At 62.9% G+C, this 23,453-nt stretch carries 21 protein-coding genes; 10 read left to right on the top strand and 11 right to left on the bottom strand.

All coding sequences use genetic code 11. The features are described from left to right. Nucleotides 1-90 precede the first annotated feature (90 nt). Together EV688_RS09370 and EV688_RS09365 are read right to left on the bottom strand one after the other, a co-directional pair. Nucleotides 91-1,224 (bottom strand): efflux RND transporter periplasmic adaptor subunit, encoded by a 1,134-nt coding sequence (locus EV688_RS09370; protein ID WP_165876882.1) that lies wholly within the window; start codon nt 1,222-1,224, stop codon nt 91-93. A 2-nt stretch (nt 1,225-1,226) separates the two neighbouring features. After that, nucleotides 1,227-4,412 carry an efflux RND transporter permease subunit gene (locus EV688_RS09365; RefSeq protein WP_117315805.1) on the bottom strand — a complete coding sequence of 1,062 codons (3,186 nt, stop codon included), beginning with the start codon at nt 4,410-4,412 and terminating at the stop codon, nt 1,227-1,229. Between the two features lie 224 nt (nt 4,413-4,636). Here EV688_RS09365 and EV688_RS09360 point away from each other — a divergent pair, with 224 nt between their 5' ends. The 6 genes from EV688_RS09360 (at nt 4,637) to EV688_RS09335 (ending at nt 10,653) form a co-directional block, all read left to right on the top strand. Continuing rightward, nucleotides 4,637-5,416 (top strand): phosphocholine cytidylyltransferase family protein, encoded by a 780-nt coding sequence (locus EV688_RS09360; RefSeq protein ID WP_205686541.1) that lies wholly within the window; start codon nt 4,637-4,639, stop codon nt 5,414-5,416. An 89-nt stretch (nt 5,417-5,505) separates the two neighbouring features. Then, nucleotides 5,506-5,901 carry an HIT family protein gene (locus EV688_RS09355; RefSeq protein ID WP_131917612.1) on the top strand — a complete coding sequence of 132 codons (396 nt, stop codon included), beginning with the start codon at nt 5,506-5,508 and terminating at the stop codon, nt 5,899-5,901. Then, nucleotides 5,898-6,941 carry an LPS export ABC transporter permease LptF gene (lptF, locus tag EV688_RS09350; RefSeq protein ID WP_117315809.1) on the top strand — a complete coding sequence of 348 codons (1,044 nt, stop codon included), beginning with the start codon at nt 5,898-5,900 and terminating at the stop codon, nt 6,939-6,941. The genes EV688_RS09355 and lptF overlap by 4 nt, the downstream gene beginning before the upstream one ends. Beyond that, nucleotides 6,938-8,014: an LPS export ABC transporter permease LptG gene (gene lptG / locus EV688_RS09345; RefSeq protein ID WP_162883827.1), complete on the top strand. Its 1,077-nt coding sequence runs from the start codon at nt 6,938-6,940 to the stop codon at nt 8,012-8,014. The genes lptF and lptG overlap by 4 nt, the downstream gene beginning before the upstream one ends. Before the next feature lie 40 nt (nt 8,015-8,054). Then, nucleotides 8,055-9,305, top strand: coding sequence for a CDP-alcohol phosphatidyltransferase family protein (locus EV688_RS09340; protein ID WP_117315813.1), 1,251 nt, complete (start codon nt 8,055-8,057; stop codon nt 9,303-9,305). A gap of 25 nt (nt 9,306-9,330) precedes the next feature. Continuing rightward, a complete protein-coding gene (locus EV688_RS09335; protein WP_131917610.1) occupies nt 9,331-10,653 on the top strand; it encodes a lipopolysaccharide biosynthesis protein in 1,323 nt (440 codons plus the stop codon). 45 nt (nt 10,654-10,698) lie between these two features. On the opposite strand, the gene EV688_RS09330 is transcribed toward EV688_RS09335, so the two are convergent. The 3 genes from EV688_RS09330 to EV688_RS09320 form a co-directional block, all read right to left on the bottom strand. Continuing rightward, complete coding sequence (locus EV688_RS09330; RefSeq protein WP_162883828.1) at nt 10,699-11,715, bottom strand: DUF3187 family protein; 1,017 nt, start codon at nt 11,713-11,715, stop codon at nt 10,699-10,701. A gap of 8 nt (nt 11,716-11,723) precedes the next feature. Continuing rightward, nucleotides 11,724-14,150, bottom strand: coding sequence for an Ig-like domain-containing protein (locus EV688_RS09325; protein WP_117315819.1), 2,427 nt, complete (start codon nt 14,148-14,150; stop codon nt 11,724-11,726). Nucleotides 14,151-14,367: 217 nt separating this feature from the next. Next, a complete protein-coding gene (locus EV688_RS09320) occupies nt 14,368-15,597 on the bottom strand; it encodes an Nramp family divalent metal transporter (RefSeq protein WP_117315821.1) in 1,230 nt (409 codons plus the stop codon). Between the two features lie 117 nt (nt 15,598-15,714). Here EV688_RS09320 and EV688_RS09315 point away from each other — a divergent pair, with 117 nt between their 5' ends. Genes EV688_RS09315 through EV688_RS09300 form a run of 4 tightly spaced genes read left to right on the top strand, consistent with a single transcriptional unit; the run spans nt 15,715 to nt 18,230 of the window. Next, complete coding sequence (locus EV688_RS09315) at nt 15,715-16,563, top strand: glycosyltransferase (protein WP_117315823.1); 849 nt, start codon at nt 15,715-15,717, stop codon at nt 16,561-16,563. A gap of 30 nt (nt 16,564-16,593) precedes the next feature. Then, the gene (locus tag EV688_RS09310) at nt 16,594-17,346 is read left to right on the top strand and encodes a uracil-DNA glycosylase family protein (RefSeq protein ID WP_117315825.1); all 753 of its coding nucleotides are present in this window, start codon (nt 16,594-16,596) and stop codon (nt 17,344-17,346) included. A 1-nt stretch (nt 17,347) separates the two neighbouring features. Further along, nucleotides 17,348-17,836, top strand: a complete 489-nt coding sequence (locus tag EV688_RS09305; protein WP_162883829.1) for a GNAT family N-acetyltransferase — start codon at nt 17,348-17,350, stop codon at nt 17,834-17,836. After that, nucleotides 17,823-18,230, top strand: coding sequence for a hypothetical protein (locus tag EV688_RS09300; RefSeq protein WP_117315829.1), 408 nt, complete (start codon nt 17,823-17,825; stop codon nt 18,228-18,230). Before EV688_RS09305 ends, EV688_RS09300 begins: the two co-directional genes overlap by 14 nt. Before the next feature lie 37 nt (nt 18,231-18,267). Here EV688_RS09300 and EV688_RS09295 read toward each other — a convergent pair whose 3' ends face one another. The 6 genes from EV688_RS09295 to rsxA are packed head-to-tail and all read right to left on the bottom strand — an operon-like array spanning nt 18,268 to nt 23,444. Next, nucleotides 18,268-18,981 carry an electron transport complex subunit E gene (locus EV688_RS09295; protein WP_117315830.1) on the bottom strand — a complete coding sequence of 238 codons (714 nt, stop codon included), beginning with the start codon at nt 18,979-18,981 and terminating at the stop codon, nt 18,268-18,270. Beyond that, nucleotides 18,978-19,640: an electron transport complex subunit RsxG gene (gene rsxG, locus EV688_RS09290; protein ID WP_117316120.1), complete on the bottom strand. Its 663-nt coding sequence runs from the start codon at nt 19,638-19,640 to the stop codon at nt 18,978-18,980. The genes EV688_RS09295 and rsxG overlap by 4 nt, the downstream gene beginning before the upstream one ends. A 2-nt stretch (nt 19,641-19,642) precedes the next feature. Further along, the gene (gene rsxD, locus EV688_RS09285; RefSeq protein WP_117315832.1) at nt 19,643-20,671 is read right to left on the bottom strand and encodes an electron transport complex subunit RsxD; all 1,029 of its coding nucleotides are present in this window, start codon (nt 20,669-20,671) and stop codon (nt 19,643-19,645) included. Further along, nucleotides 20,671-22,218: an electron transport complex subunit RsxC gene (gene rsxC, locus EV688_RS09280; RefSeq protein WP_117315834.1), complete on the bottom strand. Its 1,548-nt coding sequence runs from the start codon at nt 22,216-22,218 to the stop codon at nt 20,671-20,673. The genes rsxD and rsxC overlap by 1 nt, the downstream gene beginning before the upstream one ends. Beyond that, on the bottom strand, nt 22,215-22,865 hold the full coding sequence (rsxB, locus tag EV688_RS09275) for an electron transport complex subunit RsxB (RefSeq protein ID WP_117315836.1): 651 nt from the start codon (nt 22,863-22,865) through the stop codon (nt 22,215-22,217). The genes rsxC and rsxB overlap by 4 nt, the downstream gene beginning before the upstream one ends. Next, nucleotides 22,866-23,444, bottom strand: a complete 579-nt coding sequence (rsxA, locus tag EV688_RS09270; protein ID WP_117315838.1) for an electron transport complex subunit RsxA — start codon at nt 23,442-23,444, stop codon at nt 22,866-22,868. Between the last annotated feature and the right edge of the window lie 9 nt (nt 23,445-23,453).

Below are 23,453 nucleotides of genomic sequence, written 5' to 3'. Positions count from 1 at the left end.
TGACTTGCGGGAAATCGTCGACACTGTCCGCGCGCTGATGCCGCCAAAGGCAAAATAGTCACGCTGGCAACAACGTCTCGGAATGACCGGTTACTGTGTCGCGACGGCAACGGCCCGTAAGCGCTGGTTTTCAACAACGTAAATATAGCGGTTCCTGTGGAGGCTCTGCTGCGGCACCGCCACAACGTTGTCTACCGGCGGCAATTGCAGTACCAGATCCACGGTGCGACCGATTTCCAGAGAACTGCCGGTCGGGAGCCTGAAAAACGCGTCAATACCGCTGCTTCCCGATTCGATTTCACTGGACAACTGGTCGAGCTCTGCCATGTCCAGTCTACCGGCTATTGCTGCGGAAATGCGGGTGCCGCTGGCGACGTGCGACTTCAACCTGGGCACCAGCGCCGATGGCAGGCGAGCACGAACGCGCAGCTTTTCAAGGTCATAGAGGGCGACGAGCACTTTCCCGGGTGTCACACGATCCCCCTCGGAGGCATTCACCAGGGTGACGCGACCATCGAAGGGCGCTCGCAGCACGCTGCGTTCCAGGCGCAGCTGTTGTTCATCCAGCGCTGCCCTGGCGCTGTCTACAGCCGCGCGGGCGGCAGCGAGTCGCTGAGGTTGTCTCTCTACCAGTGCCTGCTGTCGCGATAATTCAATGCGCCTTATCGACACCTCCTGCTTCAGCGTATCTACCTCTGTGGTGGACACCAACTGTCGCGCATACAGTTCTCTCAGCCGGTTCACCCGCCTTTCAGCGAGTTCCTGTAATTCCTGCATCTGCGCAAGAACCCGCTGTTCGCTGTCGAAATCGGCTGCCAGTGATTCGAGTGTTGCCAGGTTTCCCGCCAGGTCGGCCGCGCGTTGTGCGTGAACGAGCTGCGCCTCGGCGGCATCCAGCGTCACCAAGGGTTCACCTTTTTGCACGCTGTCTCCCTCGCTGACGTGCACGGCCACCACCGGTGCATCAAGTGCACTGGACAGGCGGGTATGCCTTGGGCTCTCGACTCTCCCGTACACCTGCAGCTCTGGACTCAGGCTATCCACTTCAACCAGCGTCGTACTGACTGGCCACACTTTCTCGTCCACCTCCTGTGGTGCATGTTCCGGCGCCGTGGCCATGAGAACCGTCGTGGTCATGGTGCCGATACCCACGGCGATGGCGAACAGAACGTTCTTGCGCTGGATCCGTGGCGTGATGCTGGCCAGGGTTGTTTTCAGGGTCATGATCATTCTCCGTAGTATCCGGGCAGTGGCACGTGAGTTGGTGTTGTCGGGTTCCGGGCCGACTGAGTCTGCCTGGCAGGCCGATCAATCAGCGACAGGATTGCTGGAATCGCGATGAGTATGAGAGCCGTGCCATACATGAGACCAAAGCAGATCACGACGGCAATGGGTGCCATCGCCTCTCCCATCGGCGAGCTCTCCAGCATCATGGGTGCCAGTCCCAAAGTAGTGGTGATTGATGTCAGCAATACCGGGCGCAGGCGCGAGACGCAGGCTTCAACAAGCGCTTCGCGTGCTGTCATCGGGCCCTCTCTGAGCTCGCGGTAGGAGTTGATGAGGATGATCGAGTCGTTGATGATGACGCCGGTCAGGGTAAACAGCCCCATTATCGCCATGGCACCCAGATTCAACCCCATGATCTGCAGGCCAAAGAGTGCGCCGGTGAATCCCAGTGGGATTGCCACCATGACGGCCAGCGGCCAGGACCATGATGCAAACATCCAGGCGAGAATGAGGTAGATAAGAATCAGACCTATCACGGCTCCGATCAGCATGTCGCCGAGCACTCGGGCTTCTTCTGCGGAACCATCGCCAAGGCCATACTGCACGCCGTATCTGTGGGTTATTTCCGGAATGGTCTGCGCCTCAAGGTCGGCGATGATTGTCATGGGCGTGTTCACGCGACGATCGACGTTGGCATAGACATTCACAACACGCTGCCCATCGCGATGCCGAATACGATCGATTCCGCGCTGTGATTCCAGTGTCGCTATGCTGGCTAGCGGCACGCTGTGGCCGTCGGGCGTGACAATGGGAAGTGTTGCGACGCGGGCAGGTTGCCGTCGTTCACTCTCGGGCAGAGATACCCGGATTTCCAGTTCCGCATCGCCCTCCATGAACAGCTGCACGCGATGTCCCTGAAAAGCCGCGGTGACCTGTCTTCCGACCTCTTCGCTGCTAAGCCCTGCCGCGCGGCCTTCTGCGGTCAGTGAAAAGAGCCACTGCTGATCGCCATAGGGAAGATCGTCGAATGTGTGGGTAACGCCGGGATATTGTGAAATCGCCGCGGCCAGCTGCTCGGCGGCGGCCTTGAGTGTCTGGGTATCGTCTCCACGGAGGAATAGCTGAAGGTCCGGCGTGCTGTCTTCGCCCGAAGAGAATGCGACCTGTTCGACCGCGCTGTTTGCCGCCACGCGCTGTTTCCAGGCTGCGGAAAAATCAGCCAGCGTTACCTGTCGGTCCTCAGGAGATACCAGCTCGGCCTCGACCGCCGCATATTGCGCGCCGTGGCGCTCCTGCTGATCAAGGCGCGCCCAGTTGTGCGAGCGTACCTGGGTAATCACGACATTGCCGCCGAACGCGTCGTCGGTTTTCTGCAGTGCCGTTTCGAGGGCTCGCAGATAGCTTTCTTTGTCGGCCTCGGTCGCGTGTGGCGCAAACCGCACGTGGGCATCGGCAAATTCAAAATTCAGCTGGAGGTCGAGTTCGGGCTTTACTCGCCCGCTGAAGAGTAGCGACAGTGCCACCACGAAGGCGCCCAGCGCAACGGCCACGACGGTACGTCGATTGTCCAGGCACCAGTGCAGTCCGGGTCGGAACAGGCGCGATACCATGCATTGGAAGTAATGATCGAAGCCGCGCCGGAATTTCCCCGGAACGCGATGCTGCATCCGCTCGAAGCTGTGTCTCAGGTGACCGGGCAGGATCAGAAAGCATTCAAAGAGCGACGCAATGATAATGCAGAAAATCAACAGCGGGATTTCGCGAATGGAAGCCTGGTCGAGGACAACCAGCGGCAGGAACGCGGCGAGCGTGGTCAGCGATGACGCCACAACCGGTGCGAACATTCGCCGTGCTCCACTCGCAGCGGCCTCTGCCGGGCTGGCACCTGCCTCAAAGCGTGCCAGCGCATGTTCGCCAACCACGATGGCGTCATCGACCACAATGCCGATGGCCATCACCGCGCCGACCAGGCTGATGAAGTTGATCGAGCCACCCAGATACCAGAATGCGCAAAGCGCCGTCAGGAACGATACCGGTATTCCCAGCGTGACCCAGGCGGCCACGCGGGTATTTAGGAAAAGAAACAGAATGGCGACCACGAGGAACAGGCCCGTGATGCCGTTATTCACTACCAGCATCAGCGTGTCACGGGCAAAGCGCCAGGCTTCCAGCCAGACTCCGGCGTCAATGCCGCGTGCTGCAAGGGAATCCACGTTCTCTGCGTGCCACTCGCGCAGAATCTGCGCTTCTGCCATCACGTCCGAATCTGGCGCGCGGCGCGCGCGTATCATGATGGCCGCATCGCCGTCATGGAAAAGCAGGCGCTGGTTGTCCTGATAACGACGCTCGATCAACGCGATGCTGTCTAGGCGCTGCAGCTGTGCGCCGCTGCCCGTCTGCAGCGGCAGCTTGGCCAGCTCCTGCGGACTGCGTCGCTGCTCGGGAGCCCGCAGTGCGAGCGCCGATGCGCCTGAGCCGACGGTGCCGGCGGAAATGTCACGGTTGTTTCTCAGAACGCTGGCCGCAATATCGTGAAGGGGGACACCGAGCTCAAACAGTGTCTGGCTGTCGATCTGTATTGCGATCTCCTCACGCGGTACGCCCCTGAATTCCACCTGATCGAGACCGCGCGCCAGCAGGTCACGTTGAATACGGCGGGCTTCAGGCACCAGCTCGGAAAGGGGTCCATCACTCGATAGCAATATGGCCGCGACGGTTTCGTAATAGATGGCTTGACGGATGACCGGCGTTTCCAGATCTGCCGGCAGGTCGCGCGCCTGATCGACCCGCTGTTTGACCCGATCGGCAGCCGCACTGATGTCTTCCGCTCCGCTGAAGCGCAGACGAATGGATGCCGCGCCGCTCTGTGTGGTCGATGTCAGGCTTTCAAGTCCTGGCAGCGAGCGCAGTTGGTGCTCCACGGGCTGCGTCACGAGCTGCTCCACGTCTTCTGCCGCGGCGCCGGGCCAGGTCAGTTCAACCTCGATGCTGCGTGTGGGCTGCGTTGGATTCAGCTGGACATTCAGCTGACGCAGGCCCCAGATGCCCGCCAGAATGCAGACCAGCATGAGAAGGTTGGCGGCGAGGGGGTGGCTGGCCAGGGTCGAAATCAGTCCTGGGTGTGCGCCGGGTTTCTGCGGGATGTGCTGCACGTCGGTATCTGCCATCGATATAGTGTTATGCATAACTATAACACCATATCAAAAGCTCGCAAGGGTTTTTGCGCCCCAGGCGCCTGAACGCTCTCGCCTTGTCGTTCGGTGAATGCTCAGCGTGATTAAGACGCCGGTGCCGTTGCACACCCGTCTGCAGCGTCAGGGTGCGCGCTGTGCGAATAAAACTGGTATCTTTACCGGGATGCGAGGAGCGCAACGACAATAATGCGCGCAATATCCCGGGGGGGATCTACATGAAAGTGATAATACTGAGCGCCGGCCAGGGCAGTCGCCTGCTGCCGCTAACGGAAAATCAGCCGAAATGTGCACTGGCAGTTGCAGGTACGCCGGTGCTCGAGTGGCAGCTGCACAGCATCGCGCGCTGCCCACAGATTGAGGAAGTGGTGGTTGTCACCGGTTATGCAACAGATAAGGTGGAAGCGATCATTGCCGGTTTCAGCAGTGACCGGCTTCTCGTGCGGAGCCTGCACAATCCGTTCTTTGCGGCGAGTGATAACCTGGGAACATGCTGGATTGCGCGGCATGAAATGCATGACTCTTTCATTCTCATCAACGGTGACACGCTTTTTGAAACCGCCGTACTGCAGACGCTGCTTGACGTGGAAGCCACGTGCCCGATAACCCTCACCGTCGATCGTAAAGGATATTACGATGATGATGATATGAAGGTCATTCTTGAGCGTGGACGTCTGCGGCAGATTGGCAAGAAACTCGATCCCGAGGATGTTAACGGTGAATCGATAGGCATGACGCGTTTTACGGCACATGGAGCCGATATTTTTCGCGCCGAGCTGGAGCGCAGCATGCGCTTTGGTGGCGGGCTGAACCGCTGGTACCTCTCGGCGATCGATGTCATCGCCCAGAAACATGCTGTAGTGGCCTGCTGCATCGAGGGGCTCAGCTGGTGTGAAATCGATACCCACGAAGATATCGAGAACGCCCATGGCGTGGTGCGTGGCTGGTCTCAGCCGTGCCGGGCTAGCCTGGGCAACGGCGTGTTGCGGGGAGCCTAGCGCTGGCCGTGCACGCCACTCTTGCAAAGTTCGGGTACCCAGAGGGCTGTCTGCTCGAGAGCCCGCATTGGGCGGTTCTCCTGCGACCGGTGCAATGCACGCTGTCAGCTCTGGTCCTTTGCAGCAAGACGCAGGAACGCGCGCTGCCCTCTCTGCCCCCGGCAGCATTTACCGATTTGCAGGATATCTGCCAGCGTCTTGAAACTGCCCTGACCGGCGCGTTCGGTTACGAAAAAATCAACTATCTGATGCTGATGATGGTCGATCCCGAGGTGCATTTTCATGTGTTTCCCCGTTATTCATCCGAACAAGTATTTGCCGGTCATCGATTCCCGGACAGCGGTTGGCCGGGACCGCCGGACATCAGCGGTGGCGTTGCAATAGAGGGGGCCCTCACCCATTCACTCATGAGGGTGCTGCGGAACCACCTGCCCGCGCAGGGAGCGTCTGCGAAGCCGGATGACCCCACCACCCTGACTCGGTGATTATCGACCGGTATCTGCTGCAACGTCTGCTGCCCCCGGTGGTCGGGGTCGCACTTGTGCTGTCGGCAATTTTTGCCACTTTTTCCCTGGCGCGTTTTCTCACGGATGCCAGTGCCGGTGTGCTGCAGATCTCCGAGGTGTTTCAGCTGACGGCATTGCGTTGGTTGATCGCACAGGACGTTTTGCTGCCAATTGCCTTTTACCTGGGCCTGATTCTTTCCTGGGGACGGCTGCGGGAGGATCTGGAAATTGACGCGCTGTGTGCGAGTGGCATCAGTGAGTTCCGCCTGCTGCGCTCGACCCTGGGGCTTGCGCTGCTGTTCGCCCTGCTCGTCGGACTCTTCTCGCTGTGGCTGCGGCCCTGGGCGTGGGGAGCGGATCACGTCATCAGGTCCCAGGCCGCGGCGTCCGCCGACATCCAGCGCATTACCTCGGCCGCTTTCAACGCCTATGCCAATAACCGCACCGTGTTTATCGAGGACATTGATGCCAATGGCGCCCTGACCGGAGTGTTCATCCGCAAGCGAAGCGGTGAGGACTTCGAGATCCTGTCAGCGCCGACAGGCCAGTTCCGGGCCTACGTGACCCGGGACGCACACGAGCTTCGCCTGCAGCAGGCCCGTGTTTTTATGGAGTCCGGCGATGATCCGGGCGTGCTCGGTCGCATTGATGACCTGACGCTGAGAATCGAGGCGGCGCGACCGGAGCCGTTCGCTGACAAGGCCAAGGTCCGGGACACGTTCACCCTGCTTGAAAGCAGTGACAACCATGACCGCGCGGAACTGCAGAGACGGCTGTCGGCGCCGCTTTCGGTTTTTCTGTTGCTGGCAACTGCTGTCCCCCTGACACGGTCGGGCCCCCGCGAGGGTCGCTACGCACGCCTGCTGGTAGCGATAGCTGTCTATGCCGTGTACTACAACTTTCTCGGTGTCGGACGCACCTGGGTAGAGCAGGGGCAATGGCGCAGCATTGTCTGGGTCCATGTTGCCCTGTTGATTTTCGCGATTGGCATTGGTCGCTACCGGCGGGTGGCGGCATGAATCGGGTCACACGTTATCTGGCGTGGCACTATCTGCTCGGCTGTGTTCCGGTACTTCTGATTCTCGTGACCCTGTTTTCGTTTCTGGCACTGTCCGAGGAGCTGGAAAGCGTCGGTGAGGGCTTATACCAGACTCGTGATGCTCTTATGGTAATGCTGTTCACAACGCCGGGCCGCTTGCTCGAACTGTTGCCCGTCACGCTGCTGCTAGGTTCGCTCTGGGGCCTTGGTGGTCTGGCGCGACACGGTGAAATTGTCGCCTTGCGCGCGGCCGGCGTTTCGGTCCTTCAACTTGCAGTCCCCGTCCTTGCGGTGGCGCTCATGGCCGTGGCAATGGTTGTGGGCCTGCGGTTCCAGGTGATCCCCGGTCTTGAGCAGAATGCGCAGGTGCTGCGCGCAAAAAGCGAGTCGACCGGTTTCATATCCAGCGAGGACGCCGGTGGCTACTGGATGCGTTCCGGTGATCAGATTGTCCGTATCGGTGGCCTCAAGGGCGGTGATCAGTTGCATGATGTCGAAGTCTACCGGCTCAATGCGCGCGGCCAGATTGAGCATTTCATGCGCGCGGCCAGCGGGCGCATGCGCCTGGATGGGGAGTGGCGGCTGCAGGCTGTCCGCCGCTACGATACACGGGAGGGTCCGGCGCGGGAGACCTTTGATGAAACGCTGGCCTGGCGCAGCCCACTCTCGGATCGGCAGGCCAGCAGCGTTGCGGTCCCTGTTGAGGCACTTTCGCCCGTCGCGCTGCACCGATACATTGAACTGCTGGACGCGAACCGGCTTGACAGCCACCGCCATCGGATCATCTTCTGGCAGCAGGTCAGTCAGCTCCTCGCCATGGTGATCATGGCCATCGTGAGCGTGCCCTTTATTCTGGGTACGCAGCGCAGCGGCGCCCTGGCGCGCTCGGCGGTGATCGGTGGAGGGCTCGGTATCGGGTTCTATCTGGCGGAACAGCTGGTGAGTCACCTCTCGATTCTGATCAATCTTGCGCCGCCCATTGCGGCGCTGCTCCCGGAACTGGCAATGGCAGGTATCGCAACTTTGCTGCTGCGTCGGGTCCGCGGCTATTGAGCGCGGCGCTTTCACGACAGAGGCATAATGACACGACACCATGAACGGAAAGGACAACATGCAGGCAATAGCGTTTCTGGTAGGTGATTCCGGGGTTGTTCTCTGGGGGCTGTCCTCGCGCGAGCGTTTACGGCGTCAGTGTCGCGGTCTGGAACTGCCGGTCAGCGCGGCTCCACCGGATGCCGCTGCCAGTGGCGACTGCCTGCTGTTGCGCTGTGACTATCTGTTCGAGCTGCGTACGATCGCCTCGCTGCTGGATCGGGCCGATTTTTTATTGTGCGACCCGGATACCGGCGATATCGCCGCTGCGCGGGTGCCCGGTGAGCGCGCCGCAGCGCTGCACGCGCTGATGCAGCAGCAGTTTGTCGCCACTGCACAAACCCGGCATGAGCAGCCTGACGTTATCGATGACACGGCGTGTGATGGTCTGACTCGCGGCGCCCCGGGTGATCTCGGTGATTACGATCTGACGCTGCGGCGCTCGCAGCCACCCATGCTCGAACGCCTGGATGCGAGTCGCGCCGGACAGCTGGAAGACCAGCTGTATGGTGATGCGTACAAGGGCATCACCGACCTGGTCACCAAATGGCTGTGGCCACGGCCCGCCAAGCGCCTCGTCAGGGTGTGCGCCGCCTGGAATATCAGCCCGAACCAGGTAACGAGCATCAGTTTTCTGCTTGTCGTGGCCAGCGCCGTGCTGTTCTACCGTGGCGAATTCGCGCTGGGTCTGCTCAGCGGCTGGATAATGACGCTGCTCGATACCGTGGACGGCAAGCTGGCTCGCGTGCGGGTGCAGTCCAGCCATTTCGGGCATCTGTTTGACCATGGTATTGATCTCATTCACCCGCCTTTCTGGTACCTGTTCTGGGCACTGGGGCTGTCAGGTGCTGGAGAGACTATCGACATCGGCATGACCGCCACCCTGATTTTCAGCGGTTACGCTGCGGGTCGCTTTGCCGAGCTTGCCTTCCAGAAGCTGTGCGGCGGCTCCCTGTTTGCCTGGCGTCCCTTCGACTCCTGGTTCCGGCTGGTGACAGCGCGGCGCAATCCCTGTCTGGTGATACTCACCGTCGCCGTGCTGCTGGGTGCCCCGGAGGCAGGTCTCTGGGGGGTTGTCGTATGGACGGTCTTCACGTCGATGATCCTGTGGTTGCGCGTCACACAGGCAGTGTCGGCGCGGCGGCAACGCGGTGGCAACCTGCCGGCCTGGTTCGAGTCGCCGGAAGCCGTGCGCGCGCATCCACGCAGCCATCGGCTGTTTTCCGGAACGCGTGGCGCGTATCGCGCCTGACCGTGGTTTCGATCCGGGTGCTGCCATGAGTGTGTCGGCGTCGGAGGTGGACACCCGTTGGCAGGGTCGCCGCGTCGGCCGGAATTTTCTGCGCCTGCTCAAGGGCCGCGCCGCGTCTGCCCTGCTTATGCTCGCCGCTACCGCGCTTATGGCGCGGAGCCTCTCGCCGGAGGATTTTGGGTTGGTTGTGCTGATCCACAGCTACCTGCTGCTGGTGAGGGGCCTGGTTAACCTGAAGCCTTTCGAGGCCATTATTCACTACGGCGTACCACTGCTGGAGCGCAACGACGGCGATCGGCTTGTGCAGCTACTGCGCCTGAGCTTCGTGCTGGATGTGTTGCTGGCAGTCATCGGTATGGTCCTGGCCATGCTGGTGCTGGTCCTGGCGAGCGATGTTTTGCCCTGGGACAGTGACGCCAGCCAGGTCGCACTGGTCTATTGTCTGCTGCTGCCGGCTGCGGCCAGTGGTGCTGCCAGCGGCGTGCTGCGACTGTATAACCGCTTCGATCTGCTGGGTATACGCCAGGCCCTGGGCCCACTGGTACAACTGTGCGGCGTCACGCTCGCCTGGTGGGCCGACGGGAGCCATGTGCATTTCCTGATGGCCTTCGGTGCGGGTTTCCTGATCGAGCATGTCGCGATGCTCGGCTTCGGTTATTCGGAGCTTCGCCGGCAGCAGCCGCATTTTCGTCTGCGCGGTGAATGCCTGACAGCGCGACGCGAGCGCTTTCCCGGCCTTTGGCGGTATCTGCATGTCGTCTACTGGCAGAGCAACATCGATCTGGTTCCGAAGCAGGTTTCCCTGCTGCTGGTGGGAGCAATTCTCGGTCCCGCGGCTGCAGGACTTTTCCGCATCGCACAGCAGATTGCGCGGGTGGTCTCGGTGCCGGCGCTGTTACTGCGGCAGGTCCTGTTCCCGGATCTGGCGCGGCTGTGGTTCCGCCGCGATCCGCAGTTTCGACGGCTGCTTGGACGCACGCTGCACATAGCGCTGGTAACGGGTCTGTCTGTGGCGCTGATGTCACGGTGGGTGGGTGAAACCCTGATTGAGGGAATCGCAGGAGAAGGCTATGCGGGTGCGCGCGACGTACTGCCCTGGCTGCTTCTGGCGGCGGGGCTCGATCTTGGCGTGGCTACCCTGCGCGCGGCGGGCTATGCCATGGGGCAGGCGGGCGGCCTGCTGCGCGTATCGGCTATCGCTACGCTCTGTTATATGTTTGTGCTGGTCATGTTTGGCCGGATACTGGGGCTGGAGGGCGTCGCTTTCGCGGTTGTCGTCTGGGCGAGCATGAATCTGATCGCATTTGCCGCAATTGTGCATCGTGGCCTTGGCAGAAGCGGGATGTAGACGGACTGCCGTCAGCCAGCGTATCGCGACCCCTGCTGAATGCGGTCAGAACCGTCGCTGGAATCCGCCGTGGAAAGCGATGTCGGGAGCCGTTTCCACCGCAATGTCTTCGCTGAATCCGACCTCGAAAGACCAGTCCCGGGACATCGCAAATGCCGCTGCCAGGGATAGCTGCAGCGAGCCGCGATCGAGGAGGCTGCCCGTATCGTGGTAGGCGGCGGTGTGCCCGTCGAGCTGCGCCTTCAACACCCAGTTCCCGGACACCCGCCAGGCCAGCGTTGTCGAGCCGATGCCGAGCAGGTTTTCGCGCTGCCCCCGCAGGACGTCGCCGTTGCCGCTGATCAGCAGGCCGCCGCTGATATGCCATGTCAGGCTGTCACCGAGGTTGCGACTGGCATGCAACGAGGTGGCAAATGCCGTCGCCCCGGATCCCGTCAGCTGCTGGCTGCTGCCGGTCGGCAGCTTCAGCATGCCGCGCAGGGCGAGGCCAGCGCCGAGTCGTCGGCTCGCGGACAGCTGCAGATCCCCAATCCCTCCGCCGGCGCTGTCCAACTGGAACCCGGGTGCGTCCGGTGAGCTCTGGCTGAACAGGAGGCGGTCCCGGGGCAGCCGGTCGCGGTTGCCGTTGGGAAGCTGGAAAAACTCATGCCAGCGTTCGATGGGCCGATCCAGAAACCCGCCGCTGTGTCGCAGGAACGGCAGGGTAAGTCCTATATCCCAGCCGCCGCCAAGTCCGTGTCGGATATCGAGCTCAAGGCGGTGGGTTTCTCCGTCGATGATCGTCAGGCGGCCATCTGGCGCTCTTTCAACGATGCTCGAATTGGCGGCATCGGCGTGCAGGTAAAGCCGCGTACTGTCTTCGTTGAGCAGATACGCGCTGCGTGCAGGGGGCAGACCGTGGATGGCAAGGAAAGGCAGGCGGTTGCCGGTAGCGATCGGGTCGGCGGCGATCTGGCCGCCGCCGGCTGCCGCTGCCGGCAGCGCCGAAAACAATAATGCCAGGACAAAACAGGCGCCGCGCTGGCTATCGTGGTAAAGCCCGCGGCAAGGCCTGGTATCCAACCCGGGGGTCAGCTTCCGGCCTGGCATCCGAAAGAGGCGATGATCACACCGTTGTCACTGTCAGGGTCGGTTGCGGTCACCAGAATCTGCCCGTTCTCAAATACCGTGATCGTCTGGTCCGGGTTATTCGGGTCAGGTGCCTCTTCGCCGCCCGTAAACTGGACGAGAAACGATGTTGTGAAGGCCCCGCGGGCACCGCCCCGATTCGGCACGATTACCGGTTCTTCAGGAAGAATGCCGCAGTCGCCGGTCGTTTCGAACTCGATGGTGGTGCCGGCCCCGGGGGCATTGTTATAGAAGTCGGCAATGTGCAGGTCGTAGCTGTTGCCATTGCGCGCTGTGGACACGGTACTACCTGTGCCGCCGCTACGCCGTACCAGTCGCGTGAACAGGTTGTTCGGTGATGAGGAAAGCGTAAGCACCAGGTCTGCGCGCACGTTAACAAGATCCCGACTGCAGTAGATGCCATCGCCCTGGGCAGGACACAGGCTGCCGTTATAGACGCCCTCTCCGGTGTTCGGATCAACGTTCAGGCTGTACACGCCGTCGCCATTGGCATCGATGAACTCCTCTTCAGCGCCCGCCAGCCGGCAGTTCTCGGCAGTGCTCGGCGACCCGCACTTAGGACCCTCCGTGGGTGTGTAAACGCCGTCCTCGTTATGGTCCAGAAAGGCTTCTGGCAGATTTTCGAACGCTTCACCTCGGTCATACAGGCCATTGCCGTTGGCGTCGACAAAGAATTCTTCACCCTCTGCGGTAACAAGAACCGTGGAGCGAAGACCGCGAATCGCGCCGAGATCCTGTGGGCAGGGACCTCCGAATGTGCTGTTGAGTACGCCGCACGAGAAGCTGCCGTCATCGGCAATGGTCTGTACTCGATCGCTATTGAATGTGGGCAAACGCGGCGCCTGGCTGATCCACAGCACGGTGCACGTACCGCGCAGCGGTGCCTCGGTATCCCGCAAGCGCTGGTAACGCGCCCCGTTGCTTTGCCCGGTGAGGCAGGAGGAGTCGATTGCCCCGTATTCCGTGGTAAAAATGGCGCTGGTGCCGTCGGCGACGGGATTGTTGAATTTGTCAGCCATGCGCACGGTGATGGCGACTTCCACGCCGTCCACGTCAGCGGCGCGCGGCACGTTGAAGAATTCGGTGCTCAGAGAGATGGAGTTCTGGTCCGGCAGCCCGGTGCCGATCACGATCTGGTTCGACAGCACTGACTGCGGGCGCAGCGTGCCATTGCTGCTCTGCGCCTCAAAGCTCGCAACGATGCGGGTCGACGTGGCCACGTTGCCTGAGCGCAACTCTACGCTCACCAGTCCATCGGCATCGGAAACGGCGCTGGTATTCAGGAGCGTGGTGTCACCCAGGCTGCTGGTCAGTTCGAACGACACGGGAATACCCGACAGCGGCCGGCGGGCGGGGTTGTTCAGGTAGGCAGGGTCACCGGGTCCTGGCTCGTCCTCGCCCAGCGCTACTGACTCCTCCAGCACTTCGAAGGTGACCGTGGCGATTTCTGTGCGGCCGGGTCCACCGGTGCCCTTGATCGCGATGATGGTGCGGTCCGAGCCTTCTTCGCCCTCAGAAGGCTCGCTGCGGATAAAGCCAATGAAATTGGCGTCGCGGTCGGCGATGGTGACGTTAGCGGTTGCCTCTCGCCCATTGCCCAGAAGGCGCGCAGTAATCACGTCTTCCGCCTCACAGCTTCCCGCCCGGTACTCCACCGAAGCCAGGCCATTCGGCGCCTCAACGGTCAGGGAAGAACTGCCGCTGCCTTCATCATCGAACTCCCTGAAGGTGGCGCGGCCGGCGTTCGAGCACACGCTGCGGAAGCGCACCTCCTCGACGGTGGAGACCGCTTCACCCTGTTCATCGACAATAGTGACCGTCAGCACCGAGGATCCGCGGAAAGGCAGGTTTTCGGCGCTCAGGCCGATCTCGCCGTTGATGAAGCTGTTGCCCTCGAAGTAACCGATACTCAGGCCCGCCGCCTGGACATCGACCACGGTATCAACGCTCACAGGCCCCCTCGGAGCCTCGGCGGTGACGGTCACGGTATCCGCGCCGAGCGTGGCGCCGGCCTGTATTTCAAAGCGTGCAATGCCGTCACTGTCGGTACGGGCCTGGCCATTGGCCGGGAGTATTTCAACAAACTGGGCCTGGGCCGTCACCAGGACGCCGCTGGCGGGCGCGCCCGCGCGGGTGTCTTCCAGCACGGTAACTTCGAGGGTGACGGGGCGCGTGGAGGTGACCAGTGAGGTCGGATTGTCATCCTGGTCGATCACTGCGGTGCTCATGCGGTAATTCAGCAGGTCTGCGCCCGGCTCGCCCGGAATGAAGCCTCCGCCGCCGCTGCCGCCTCCACCACAGGCCGCCAGGGCAAACAGAATGGCGGCAGCCGCAAATCGGCTGGCAAAGAAAGCGACCCGGTGACTCATTCTATTCCCCTTTCTGTTCGCAGCGGAACAGGTGTTGTTATCAGTGCACGTGCGTGCCGCGCTGTACTGTAGCCTGACACCGGAACACACGCTAGACCGGTCAATACCATAGCACGGTTTATGAAGAGAAAGTCCATACATAACATGACGATAGATCAAAAAGGTAATTTTTAACGCAAAGTATGCCGCCTACCTGGCTGAAAACCGGTCTCACCGCTCAGAACAGGCCCGCGCTGTCCGCCAGCTTGACCGCCCCGAGCAGCACGGCGACAGTCACGACCACAATACCCAGCAGGTTGCCAACCCGGCCGTTCACATGCTCGCCCAGCAGGTCGCGCCGGTTCATCAGTATCAGCAGCGCCACTGCGACGAAGGGCAGCAGCAGGCCATTCGCCGCCTGCGCGAACACAATGGCCACGAGGGGTCGGGTGCCGATCGCGGAAAACAGGGTGCCGGTAACGAGCACGGTCAGGCTCACGGCTCTGAAGGGCAGGTCGCGCATGCCACCGCGGCAGCCGAGAGCGCCGCAGACGGCATAGCCGGCGGCCAGCGGTGCCGTGATGGCGCTGGTCAGGCCGCCGGCGAACAGGCCGGCAGCAAATACCGGGCCGCTGGCATCACCCAGCAGGGGGCGCAGCTGGTCGGACATGGCGAAGGCGTCAAAGGCAGCACCGCTCACATAAAATGTCATCGCGGCGGTACTCAGGATGGCGAGAGTCACCAGACCGCCGAGCCCTATCGACAGCCCCGTATCCCAGCGCGACTCGCGCAGCGCACTCTCGAGAGGCACGTCGGCAGACCATTTCTCGCGCACCGCGTTCGCCTGCAGAAACAGGTTGTAGGGCACAACGGTGGTGCCTATCAGCGCGACAACGGTCAGCAGAGATCCCGAGGGCAGGCTGGGATGAAACAGACCCGCGGCGACGTCGGCCAGCGGGGGCGCAACCAGCCATGCGCAAAGCAGGAAAACCACGCTCATCAACAGCACCAGCGCAATAAGCACCCGCTCCAGAATGCGGTAGTGTCCGCTGAGCAGCAGGCCACCCGCGACGGCCCCGATGACCAGTGACCAGGTACTGCCGGGCACGCTGCTGACGCTTGCCAGCGCCAGGGCCGCGCCCGACAGGTTGCCGGCTTCATAGGCCGCATTGCCGCAGCCGATGGCCGCGACCACCAGAATAATGGCGACGCGCCCGACCAGACGGCTCTGGAAGGCACTGCGCAGGTTTTCCGCCAGGCCGGTGCGCGTCACCAGGGCCTGCCTGGCGGCCATTTCCTGGAGGATGATGGTTGCCGCTACGGAAAACAGCAGTGCCCAGAGCAGGGCAAAACCGTAGCTCGCCCCGGCACTGCTGGCGGTGGCAATCGTGCCCGGCCCGATGAAGGCCGCGGTGACCAGGATACCGGGGCCGAAGGCGGCGCGCCTGCGCGGGGACTGGGATGACATGGCAGCCGGTGGGTCCTTTGCTGTGATGCGGCATGGTACCAGCTGTGCCTGCGGGCGCACACGTCATGGGACGCCAGCCCGGGCCAGGGTATGCGCAATACTGGTAAACTGCCCGGGATGACGCCAACGCATTTGCCCAGTCTCGCTGTTTCCGTGGTCCTGCACCACAGCCCCCTGCCGCGACTCCGCCAGACCCTGGCGAGCCTTCTCGTTGCGCTGCAGGAAGCCCGGGCAGATGGCGTCCTTGGCGCCGCCCGCGTGTGGTTGATCGACAACGCCTCGGGTGAAGCCTATCGGAACGCCGCGCAGGAGCTGCTGGACGACGTTTTCGGCGCGACGGACGACGCTGTGCTTACACGCTTCGTGCCGCTTGAGCAGAATGTCGGTTTCGGTGGCGGCCACAACCGTGCCCTGCTGGACGACGACAGTGACTACCACCTGGTGCTGAATCCGGATGTCGTCCTCGGGCACGATGCGCTCGCCGCCGGACTTCGCCTGTTGTCCCGCGATACGGGCGTGGTGGCGGTGAGTCCCCGCTCCTCGTCACCGGGGGGGGCGCGTGAATACCTGTGTAAACGCTACCCGTCGGTGCTCGTGCTGGCGCTGCGCGGTTTTGCGCCGGCCTGGCTCAGACGCCGCTTTGCCGCGCAGATTGCCGCCTACGAGATGCGCGATGTGTGCCGCGGTAACGCGCCCGCAGAGGTGCCCCTGATCAGCGGCTGCTTCATGCTGCTGCGCGGCAGGGCGGCGCGTCGTGTGCGCGGGTTCGATGCGCAGTACTTCATGTACTTTGAAGATTTCGACCTGTCCCTTCGCCTGCGGCTGCACGGTCGCCTGATGTATGTCCCGACCGTTTCCATCGTGCATTACGGAGGCTATGCGGCGGCCAAGGGCTGGCGCCATCGACGCTGGTTCCTGCGGTCCGGAGGGCGGTTTTTTTCCCAGCACGGCTGGCGCTGGATATAGCCGCACCGGGAAAACTGGTAATATCGCGTCATGCCCAGCGAACACCTCATGGCTCATCGGCAAACCCTGCAGGCCATGGGACTGACGCTGTACGTGGCCCGCTACCCGCTGCCGGGGGCGGCAACATCACTCGGGTTTGAGGAATCGCCGGCAAGCGTCGGGGCAGGGGCAGCGCCCCTGCGGCAGGGCATCGAGTCCGCGCATCACGGGACCGACGGCGAGGCGCTGGATCGGTCTGCACAGGAGCCGCCTGACGCGCAGGCACTTCAGGCGTCCGTGACTGCACCGTCGTTACTCGACGCTGCGTCCCTCAATGTGGCACCGGTCAAACCGACGCCGCGGCCGCGTCAGGCGACGGCGGTGGACGCGCCGGCACTGGCGCCCTTCACACTCGCCGCGGTGGCCCTGGGGGGCCGTCTGTGGCTGGAAGAGCTCCCGGATGGCGTACTGGGTAGGGATCAGGTGCAGCTGGTGCGGGCGATATGCCACGCCCTCGGCTGGCCGTTGGAGCCCCTGACCATCAACCAGTTCACCTGGCCCATGCATCGAAATCCCCAGTTTGATCAGAGTGCCGATGCCGCCAAAGCGGCACTGTCCGCCTTTGTCGGTCGGCAGATGGAGGCCGGCCAGTGTTCACAGCTGATGCTGCTCGGGTCGGAGGCTCGGGACAGGCTCGGCGACATGCCCCCCGGCACCCCGGTGCTTTGCACCCACTCAACCCGTGACATGCTCGGCAACCCGCAGCTCAAGCGCGACGCGTGGCGCGACCTTCGCGGACAATAATGTGGATTCATGCAGGATACGCCCCGCAGAGCCAGGTGATATCGAGGACGTGCTCGCCATCAACAGCGAGGCGCCGCTATCCGCGCTGCCTGAGAGCTGGCTTCGGGATCCCTTGCTCTGTGCCGATGCGCACCGACTGATCCTGGTGGCAGAGCGTGCCGAGGGTATTATCGAGGCCTTCTGTCTTGCGGCACTGGTGCTGGATGAGGCCTCGCTGTTGCTGATTGCCGTCCGGCCCGGGGCGCGGGGAAAAGGTCTGGGTCGCCAACTGCTGCTGGCACTGCTTGACGGCTTCGGACCGGCAGGCATCCATCGTTGTCTGCTGGAAGTTCGCGAAAGCAACATGGCGGCCCTGGCACTGTACCAGAGCTGCGGCTTTGCAAGAGATGGACGCCGCCGGGGCTATTACCCCCCGGAAGCTGGCGGAAAACGCGAGGATGCAGTCCTCATGTCGTGGACGAGGAAGGTTGAAGATCATGGTTGTGCTTGAAACCGAGTGGTGGAGTCTGCTGCTGCCGCCCGAATGGGTCGCTGAAGAAGACGAGGACGAGGATGGCGGCGTCGTTATTGGGGACAGCGATGGCGTCGGCTGCATCGAGCTCAGTGAGCTGCGCCATCCCCGGGGGACGTTTGCCGAACAGGACACTCGCGATTTCGCCGAGCAGCAGGGCAGCGAGCCGGCTTGGCAGGCGTGCTCACTGGGCCAGCTGCGCGGCGTGAGCCGGTCGCTGGTGGAAGACGGTGCCGCGATCCGCGAGTGGTGTGTTGCCAGTGGCCCGCTTCTGCTTTACATCACCTACAGCTGCGACGACAGCAACGCGGGTATGGATGACGCGGCAGTTGACGATATTCTCGGTACGCTGGCAGTCAATCCGGATCTCTAGTGGGCGGTGCGGCTGGTCCGGTCATAGCCGGCCGCGGCTAGCTGACCGCGCCCGTCACGCGGACACGCTTGCTGCCGCGCACCGGCTGTTCTCGGAGCGCCAGGCGGCGCTTCGCCAGCTGGCGGTCTATCAGGTTCTTCAGGGCGATCAGCAGGCCGGTGAAGATAAACGCGCCCGGTGGAAGAATGGCCAGCAGGAAGGGCTGCGAGGTGTCGAAGAAAACGACTTTCCAGTCGGCCGCCACGGGTCCGAAGAGCAGATCCATGTTGGCGAACAGGGCGCCGGTGCCAACCAGCTCGCGCATGCCCCCCAGCATGACCAGCACAACGCCAAACCCCAGCCCCATCATGACGCCATCAAACAGCGCGGGCGCCACGGGGTTCTTGCTCGCGTAGCCGTCGGCCCGACCCAGGATCACGCAGTTGGTGGTGATCAGGGGCAGGAATATGCCGAGAATCTGGTATAGCTCGTAGGTAAACGCCTGCATCAGCAGTTCGATGCAGGTCACGGCGGAGGCGATGATCATAACGAAAGCCGGTAGGCGCACGGCATCCGAAACGATGTTGCGGATGATCGACACCGCCGTGTTTGAGCACACCAGCACCAGCAGGGTTGCCAGCGCCAGGCCGAGCGAGTTAACCACCGTGCCCGTGACGGCCAGAAGCGGGCACAGTCCCAGCAGCTGCACCAGCGCCGGGTTGTTTTTCCAGAGCCCGTTGACAGAAAGGTCGCGGTAGCGGGTATCGCTCATGGTGCGGCTCCTGCGGTTGTGGCGCTCGATGTCTCAGTGCCGGGCAGTTCAAAAAGGCGCTGGCGGTTCTGCGCGACAAATTCCAGCGCACGGCGGGTGGCGTTGATCACTGCCCGCGGGGTAATGGTAGCGCCAGTGAACTGATCGAACACGCCCCCATCCTTTTTCACCGCCCAGTCGGGCTCGGGCGTGTTTGCCAGCGAGTGGCCCTTGAAGTCGGTTATCCAGTCGGACTTGCGGCGTTCGATCTTGTCGCCCAGCCCCGGTGTTTCCCGGTGAGAAAGCACACGCACGCCGGCGATGCTGCCGTCGCGGCTGACGCCGACGATCATGTCGATCGCGCCGCTGTACCCATCCGCTGCGCGGGCGGGGACGATCAGTGCTGTGACGTCACCATCGCGTCGCGCCCGGTAAATGGGTCGCGGCGCAGTCAGCCGCAGCAGGTCGTCGCCGGCAGGCGCGGACAGGGTATCGTCGAGCAGGGAGTTGTCATGACTCTCCCGCGGCAGGATCTCCAGCAGCGCTTTTTCCTCGGCCATGCGCTGCTGCTGCGCAATGCGATCGCGTGTCTGCAGAAACGTGGTCGAGATAACCAGTGCGGTGCCGACGGCAAACAGTGCCAGCAGTACGCTGTTGCGTGATACCGATTGGCCCATCAGCTTCATGTCGGCGGCCTCACGCGGTGGCCATAGGTGCGTGGCTGGGTGTAATGATCGATGAACGGCGCTGCGAAGTTCATGATCAGAACGGCAAAGGCAACGGCATCGGGATAATTGCCGGCCACCCTGATGATGTAGACGAGCGCGCCGATCAATGCCCCGTAGACCAGTCGACCACGGTTGGACACGGCGGAAGAGACGGGGTCGGTGATTATAAAAAAGGCTCCGAAGAGCGTCGCGCCCCCGAGCAGATGGAATAGCGGCGAGCCCTTGCTGGCGGAGGATCCCTCGTCATAGAAAAGCGCTGACAGCAGCGTGATGCTCAGCAGCATCCCGACCGGCGCATGCCAGGTGAACAGACGCTTTTTCAGCATCCAGAGCCCACCGGCGAGGAAGGCCAGACTGACCCACTCCCAGCCCGCCCCGGCCCATCGACCGAGCTGCGGTGATTCCCGCCAGAGCGCTTCCAGGGTCAGTCCGCTGTTCTGCTTCACGACGTCCAGCGCGGTGGCCATGGTCACGGCATCGTAGGTCTGCGGTGCGAAGCAGGCGCGAAGCGCCTCCAGGAATGAGGGCAGTTCAGCGCCGGTCCCACGCGGTGGAGCCCAGGACGTCATCTGCACCGGGAACGAGATCAGCAGCACCACGTAGCCCACCATGGCGGGGTTGAAGGGGTTGTAGCCCAGGCCGCCGTAAAAATGCTTGGCAAGCCAGATGGCGGAGCCCATGCCAATGACAATCAGCCACCAGGGCGAGTAGGGCGGCAGCGAGATGCACAGCAGGCTGGCTGTCACCACCGCGCTGTGGTCGTCCAGCGTGCGCAGGATGGGACGTCGCCGCAGCGCCAGCGCGACAGTCTCCATGGCCACCGCGACCATGCTGCCAAAAAGGATATTCACCAGCGTTCCCGGCCCGAAAAACCAGGTCATGACCGCCACGCCGGGCAGCGTCGCCAGCAGGACCGACTGCATGACCTGTGTGGTGTCCTGGGCCCCATGCGCGTGGGGCGACGTGACCCGCAACAGAGCCATCAGTCTTTGCTGCCGGCGTCGGCCAGCGCGGCCTTGCGAGCCTGGGCGCGTTCGATGGCGGCCTGTATCGGGTCGCTATCCTTATCGTCCCCTGTGGCCGCCGTGGCCTTGGCCTCGGCGGCACGCTTGCGTGCCTCGCGGCGCTCGGCCTTCTCGCGAGCCTGTCTCTCGATGCGCTCCTGGCGCGCCTCGAAGCGCTGTCGCGCGTGCTCGGCGCGTTCGGCGTCCTGTCGCTGCGCAATGATCTCGGCCTTGGAAGCGCGATAATACTGCACCAGCGGAATATGGCTGGGGCAGACATAGGCGCAGGCGCCGCATTCGATGCAGTCGAACAGGTTGTGCGCCTCAAGGCGCTCGTGGTCCCGTCCGCGGGAATACCAGAACAGCTGCTGCGGCAGCAGGCTGGCGGGGCAGGCTTCGGCACACAGGCCGCAGCGGATGCAGGCCTGCGGCGGCGGTGGCGTTGGCAGCTCGGCTTCGGTGGGCAGAAGCAGGCAATTACTTGTCTTGATGATCGGACAATCGGGGTCGCTGACGGTAAAGCCCATCATCGGTCCGCCCATGACCAGGCGCTGGTTCACTGATGCGTCATAGCCGGCGAGTGCCAGCAGGTGGCGGATCGGCGTGCCCAGCAGCACCTCGTAATTGCCCGGCCGCGATACCGCCTCTCCGGTAACCGTCGTGATGCGGGACACGAGCGGCCTGCCGTTAACGACCGCGTGGTGCACGGCGGCTGCGGTGCCGACGTTCTGGCAGACAACGCCTATGTCTGCCGGCAGCGCGCCGCTGGGTACCTGTGCGCCGAGAAGAATCTCGATCAGCTGTTTTTCGCCTCCGGAAGGATATTTGGTGGGGAAGACCACGATCTCGACGCCGCTGCCGGTAGCGGCATCCTTCAGCGCCGCGATGGCCTCGGGCTTGTTGTCCTCGATGCCGAGCAGCACGGTCGGGTTCCCCAGTACATGCGCGAGGATCAGGCTGCCACTGATGACCGCGGCGGCGCGCTCGCGCATCAGGCTGTCATCCGCGGTGATATAGGGTTCGCATTCGGTGCCGTTGATGATGAGTGTCTGTATGGGCTTGCCCGGCCGCGGTGACAGCTTGACCGCGGTCGGGAAGCCCGCACCGCCCATGCCGGCAATGCCGGCCTGCTGGATGTGCTGGGTGAGCAGCAGGGGGTCGGCGTTCATGGGGTTAGCAAAGGGTCGCGGCTCTGCCCATTCGTCGCGACCGTCCGGCTGCAGAACGATGCACAGCGCCGAGAGTCCCGACGGGTGAGGGACCGGTCGGTCCTCCACCGCCAGCACCGTGCCCGAGGTTGGGGCATGGCAGGGCACGCTGAGCGCGCCGTCGGCTTCCGCAATTTCCTCGCCGCCCAGGACCCGCTGTCCCGGTGCTACCGTGGGCAAGGCACTGTTGCCGATGTGCTGGCCGGTCGGCAGCACCAGGACATCCGGCACGCCCGCTGGCTGTATGGGCTGCGCCATGGAGTCGGACTTGTGCTCGGCGGGGTGAATGCCGCCGTGAAAGTCGTGTATGCGCCTCATGCTGCCTGGTCCCGATCCTGGGAGTGAGACGTCGCGACCGCCTGATTCACATCGCAATCACTGGCGATAATGTCTGCCGGGCTGCGGTCTGCCGGGGGGAGCGGCCAGTGCCAGGAGCGCAGGGTGGTTTCGACCGGCAGCATATCGATGCAGTCAACGGGACAGGGCTCCACGCACAGATCACAGCCGGTGCATTCGCTCGCGATCACCGTGTGCATCTGTTTCGCAGCGCCGAGAATGGCGTCCACGGGGCAGGCCTGTATGCACTTCGTGCAGCCGATACATTCGTCTTCGCGAATATAGGCGACGGTTTTTGCTACCGCCTCTTCGCCGTGCTCGTCGTCCAGCGGTATCGGCTCCACATCCAGCAGGTCGGCCAGAGCCTGTATGCCCGCTTCCCCGCCCGGCGGGCACTTGTTGATCGCCTCGCCGTTGACGATCGCCTCCGCATAGGGGCGGCAGCCCGGATAGCCGCATTGGCCGCACTGGGTCTGCGGCAGTAGCGCATTGATCTGGTCGGCAATGGGATTGCCTTCGCTGCGAAAGCGCACGGCGGCGAAGCCGAGCAGGGCGCCGAATACGCCGCCGAGGCCCAGCATGGCGAGACCGGCGGCAAGCAGCGGAAACTGTTCCAGCCAGGCGAGCATCTACACCAGCCCCGCAAAGCCCATGAAGGCCAGGGATGCCAGACCGGCCGTAATCATGCCGATGGCGGCGCCAGCGAAGGGCTCGGGAACATCGGCAACGGCAAGCCGTTCACGCATGGCGGCGAACAGCACCAGCACGAGTGAAAAGCCGAGTGCCGCGCCAAAGCCATACAGCAGCGACTGAGCAAAGTCGTGGCTCTTGTTGATGTTCAGCAGGGCAACCCCCAGAACCGCGCAGTTGGTGGTGATGAGGGGCAGGTAGACGCCGAGCACGCGGTGCAGCAGCGGACTGCTTTTGCGCACAACCATCTCCGTGAACTGCACCACCACCGCGATCACCAGAATGAAGGAGATGGTGCGCAGGTAGCCGAGATCAAGCGGCAGCAGCAGGTAGTTATAGGTAAGATAACTGCAGGCGGAAGCCAGCGTGAGCACGAAGGTCGTGGCCATGGACATGCCCATGGCGGTCTCCAGTTTGTTGGAGACGCCCATGAACGGGCACAGGCCAAGAAACTGTACCAGCACGAAGTTGTTGACCAGGATCGCCCCGATCAGCAGAAAGGAATAGTCAGCAAGCATCTCGCATTC

This window comes from Chromatocurvus halotolerans, assembly GCF_004340525.1.
GTDB lineage: Bacteria > Pseudomonadota > Gammaproteobacteria > Pseudomonadales > Halieaceae > Chromatocurvus > Chromatocurvus halotolerans.
This window is presented reverse-complemented; position numbering and strand designations above follow the sequence as displayed.

Excerpts from the sequence above, each read along its gene's own strand:
- EV688_RS09370 (WP_165876882.1), bottom strand. The coding sequence starts at position 1,224 with ATGACCCTGAAAACAACCCTGGCCAGCATCACGCCACGGATCCAGCGC.
- EV688_RS09365 (WP_117315805.1), bottom strand. The coding sequence starts at position 4,412 with ATGCATAACACTATATCGATGGCAGATACCGACGTGCAGCACATCCCG.
- EV688_RS09360 (WP_205686541.1), top strand. The coding sequence starts at position 4,637 with ATGAAAGTGATAATACTGAGCGCCGGCCAGGGCAGTCGCCTGCTGCCG.
- lptG (WP_162883827.1), top strand. The coding sequence starts at position 6,938 with ATGAATCGGGTCACACGTTATCTGGCGTGGCACTATCTGCTCGGCTGT.
- EV688_RS09340 (WP_117315813.1), top strand. The coding sequence starts at position 8,055 with ATGAACGGAAAGGACAACATGCAGGCAATAGCGTTTCTGGTAGGTGAT.
- EV688_RS09335 (WP_131917610.1), top strand. The coding sequence starts at position 9,331 with ATGAGTGTGTCGGCGTCGGAGGTGGACACCCGTTGGCAGGGTCGCCGC.
- EV688_RS09325 (WP_117315819.1), bottom strand. The coding sequence starts at position 14,150 with ATGAGTCACCGGGTCGCTTTCTTTGCCAGCCGATTTGCGGCTGCCGCC.
- EV688_RS09320 (WP_117315821.1), bottom strand. The coding sequence starts at position 15,597 with ATGTCATCCCAGTCCCCGCGCAGGCGCGCCGCCTTCGGCCCCGGTATC.
- EV688_RS09315 (WP_117315823.1), top strand. The coding sequence starts at position 15,715 with ATGACGCCAACGCATTTGCCCAGTCTCGCTGTTTCCGTGGTCCTGCAC.
- EV688_RS09310 (WP_117315825.1), top strand. The coding sequence starts at position 16,594 with ATGCCCAGCGAACACCTCATGGCTCATCGGCAAACCCTGCAGGCCATG.
- EV688_RS09300 (WP_117315829.1), top strand. The coding sequence starts at position 17,823 with ATGGTTGTGCTTGAAACCGAGTGGTGGAGTCTGCTGCTGCCGCCCGAA.
- EV688_RS09295 (WP_117315830.1), bottom strand. The coding sequence starts at position 18,981 with ATGAGCGATACCCGCTACCGCGACCTTTCTGTCAACGGGCTCTGGAAA.
- rsxD (WP_117315832.1), bottom strand. The coding sequence starts at position 20,671 with ATGGCTCTGTTGCGGGTCACGTCGCCCCACGCGCATGGGGCCCAGGAC.
- rsxC (WP_117315834.1), bottom strand. The coding sequence starts at position 22,218 with ATGAGGCGCATACACGACTTTCACGGCGGCATTCACCCCGCCGAGCAC.
- rsxB (WP_117315836.1), bottom strand. The coding sequence starts at position 22,865 with ATGCTCGCCTGGCTGGAACAGTTTCCGCTGCTTGCCGCCGGTCTCGCC.
- rsxA (WP_117315838.1), bottom strand. The coding sequence starts at position 23,444 with ATGCTTGCTGACTATTCCTTTCTGCTGATCGGGGCGATCCTGGTCAAC.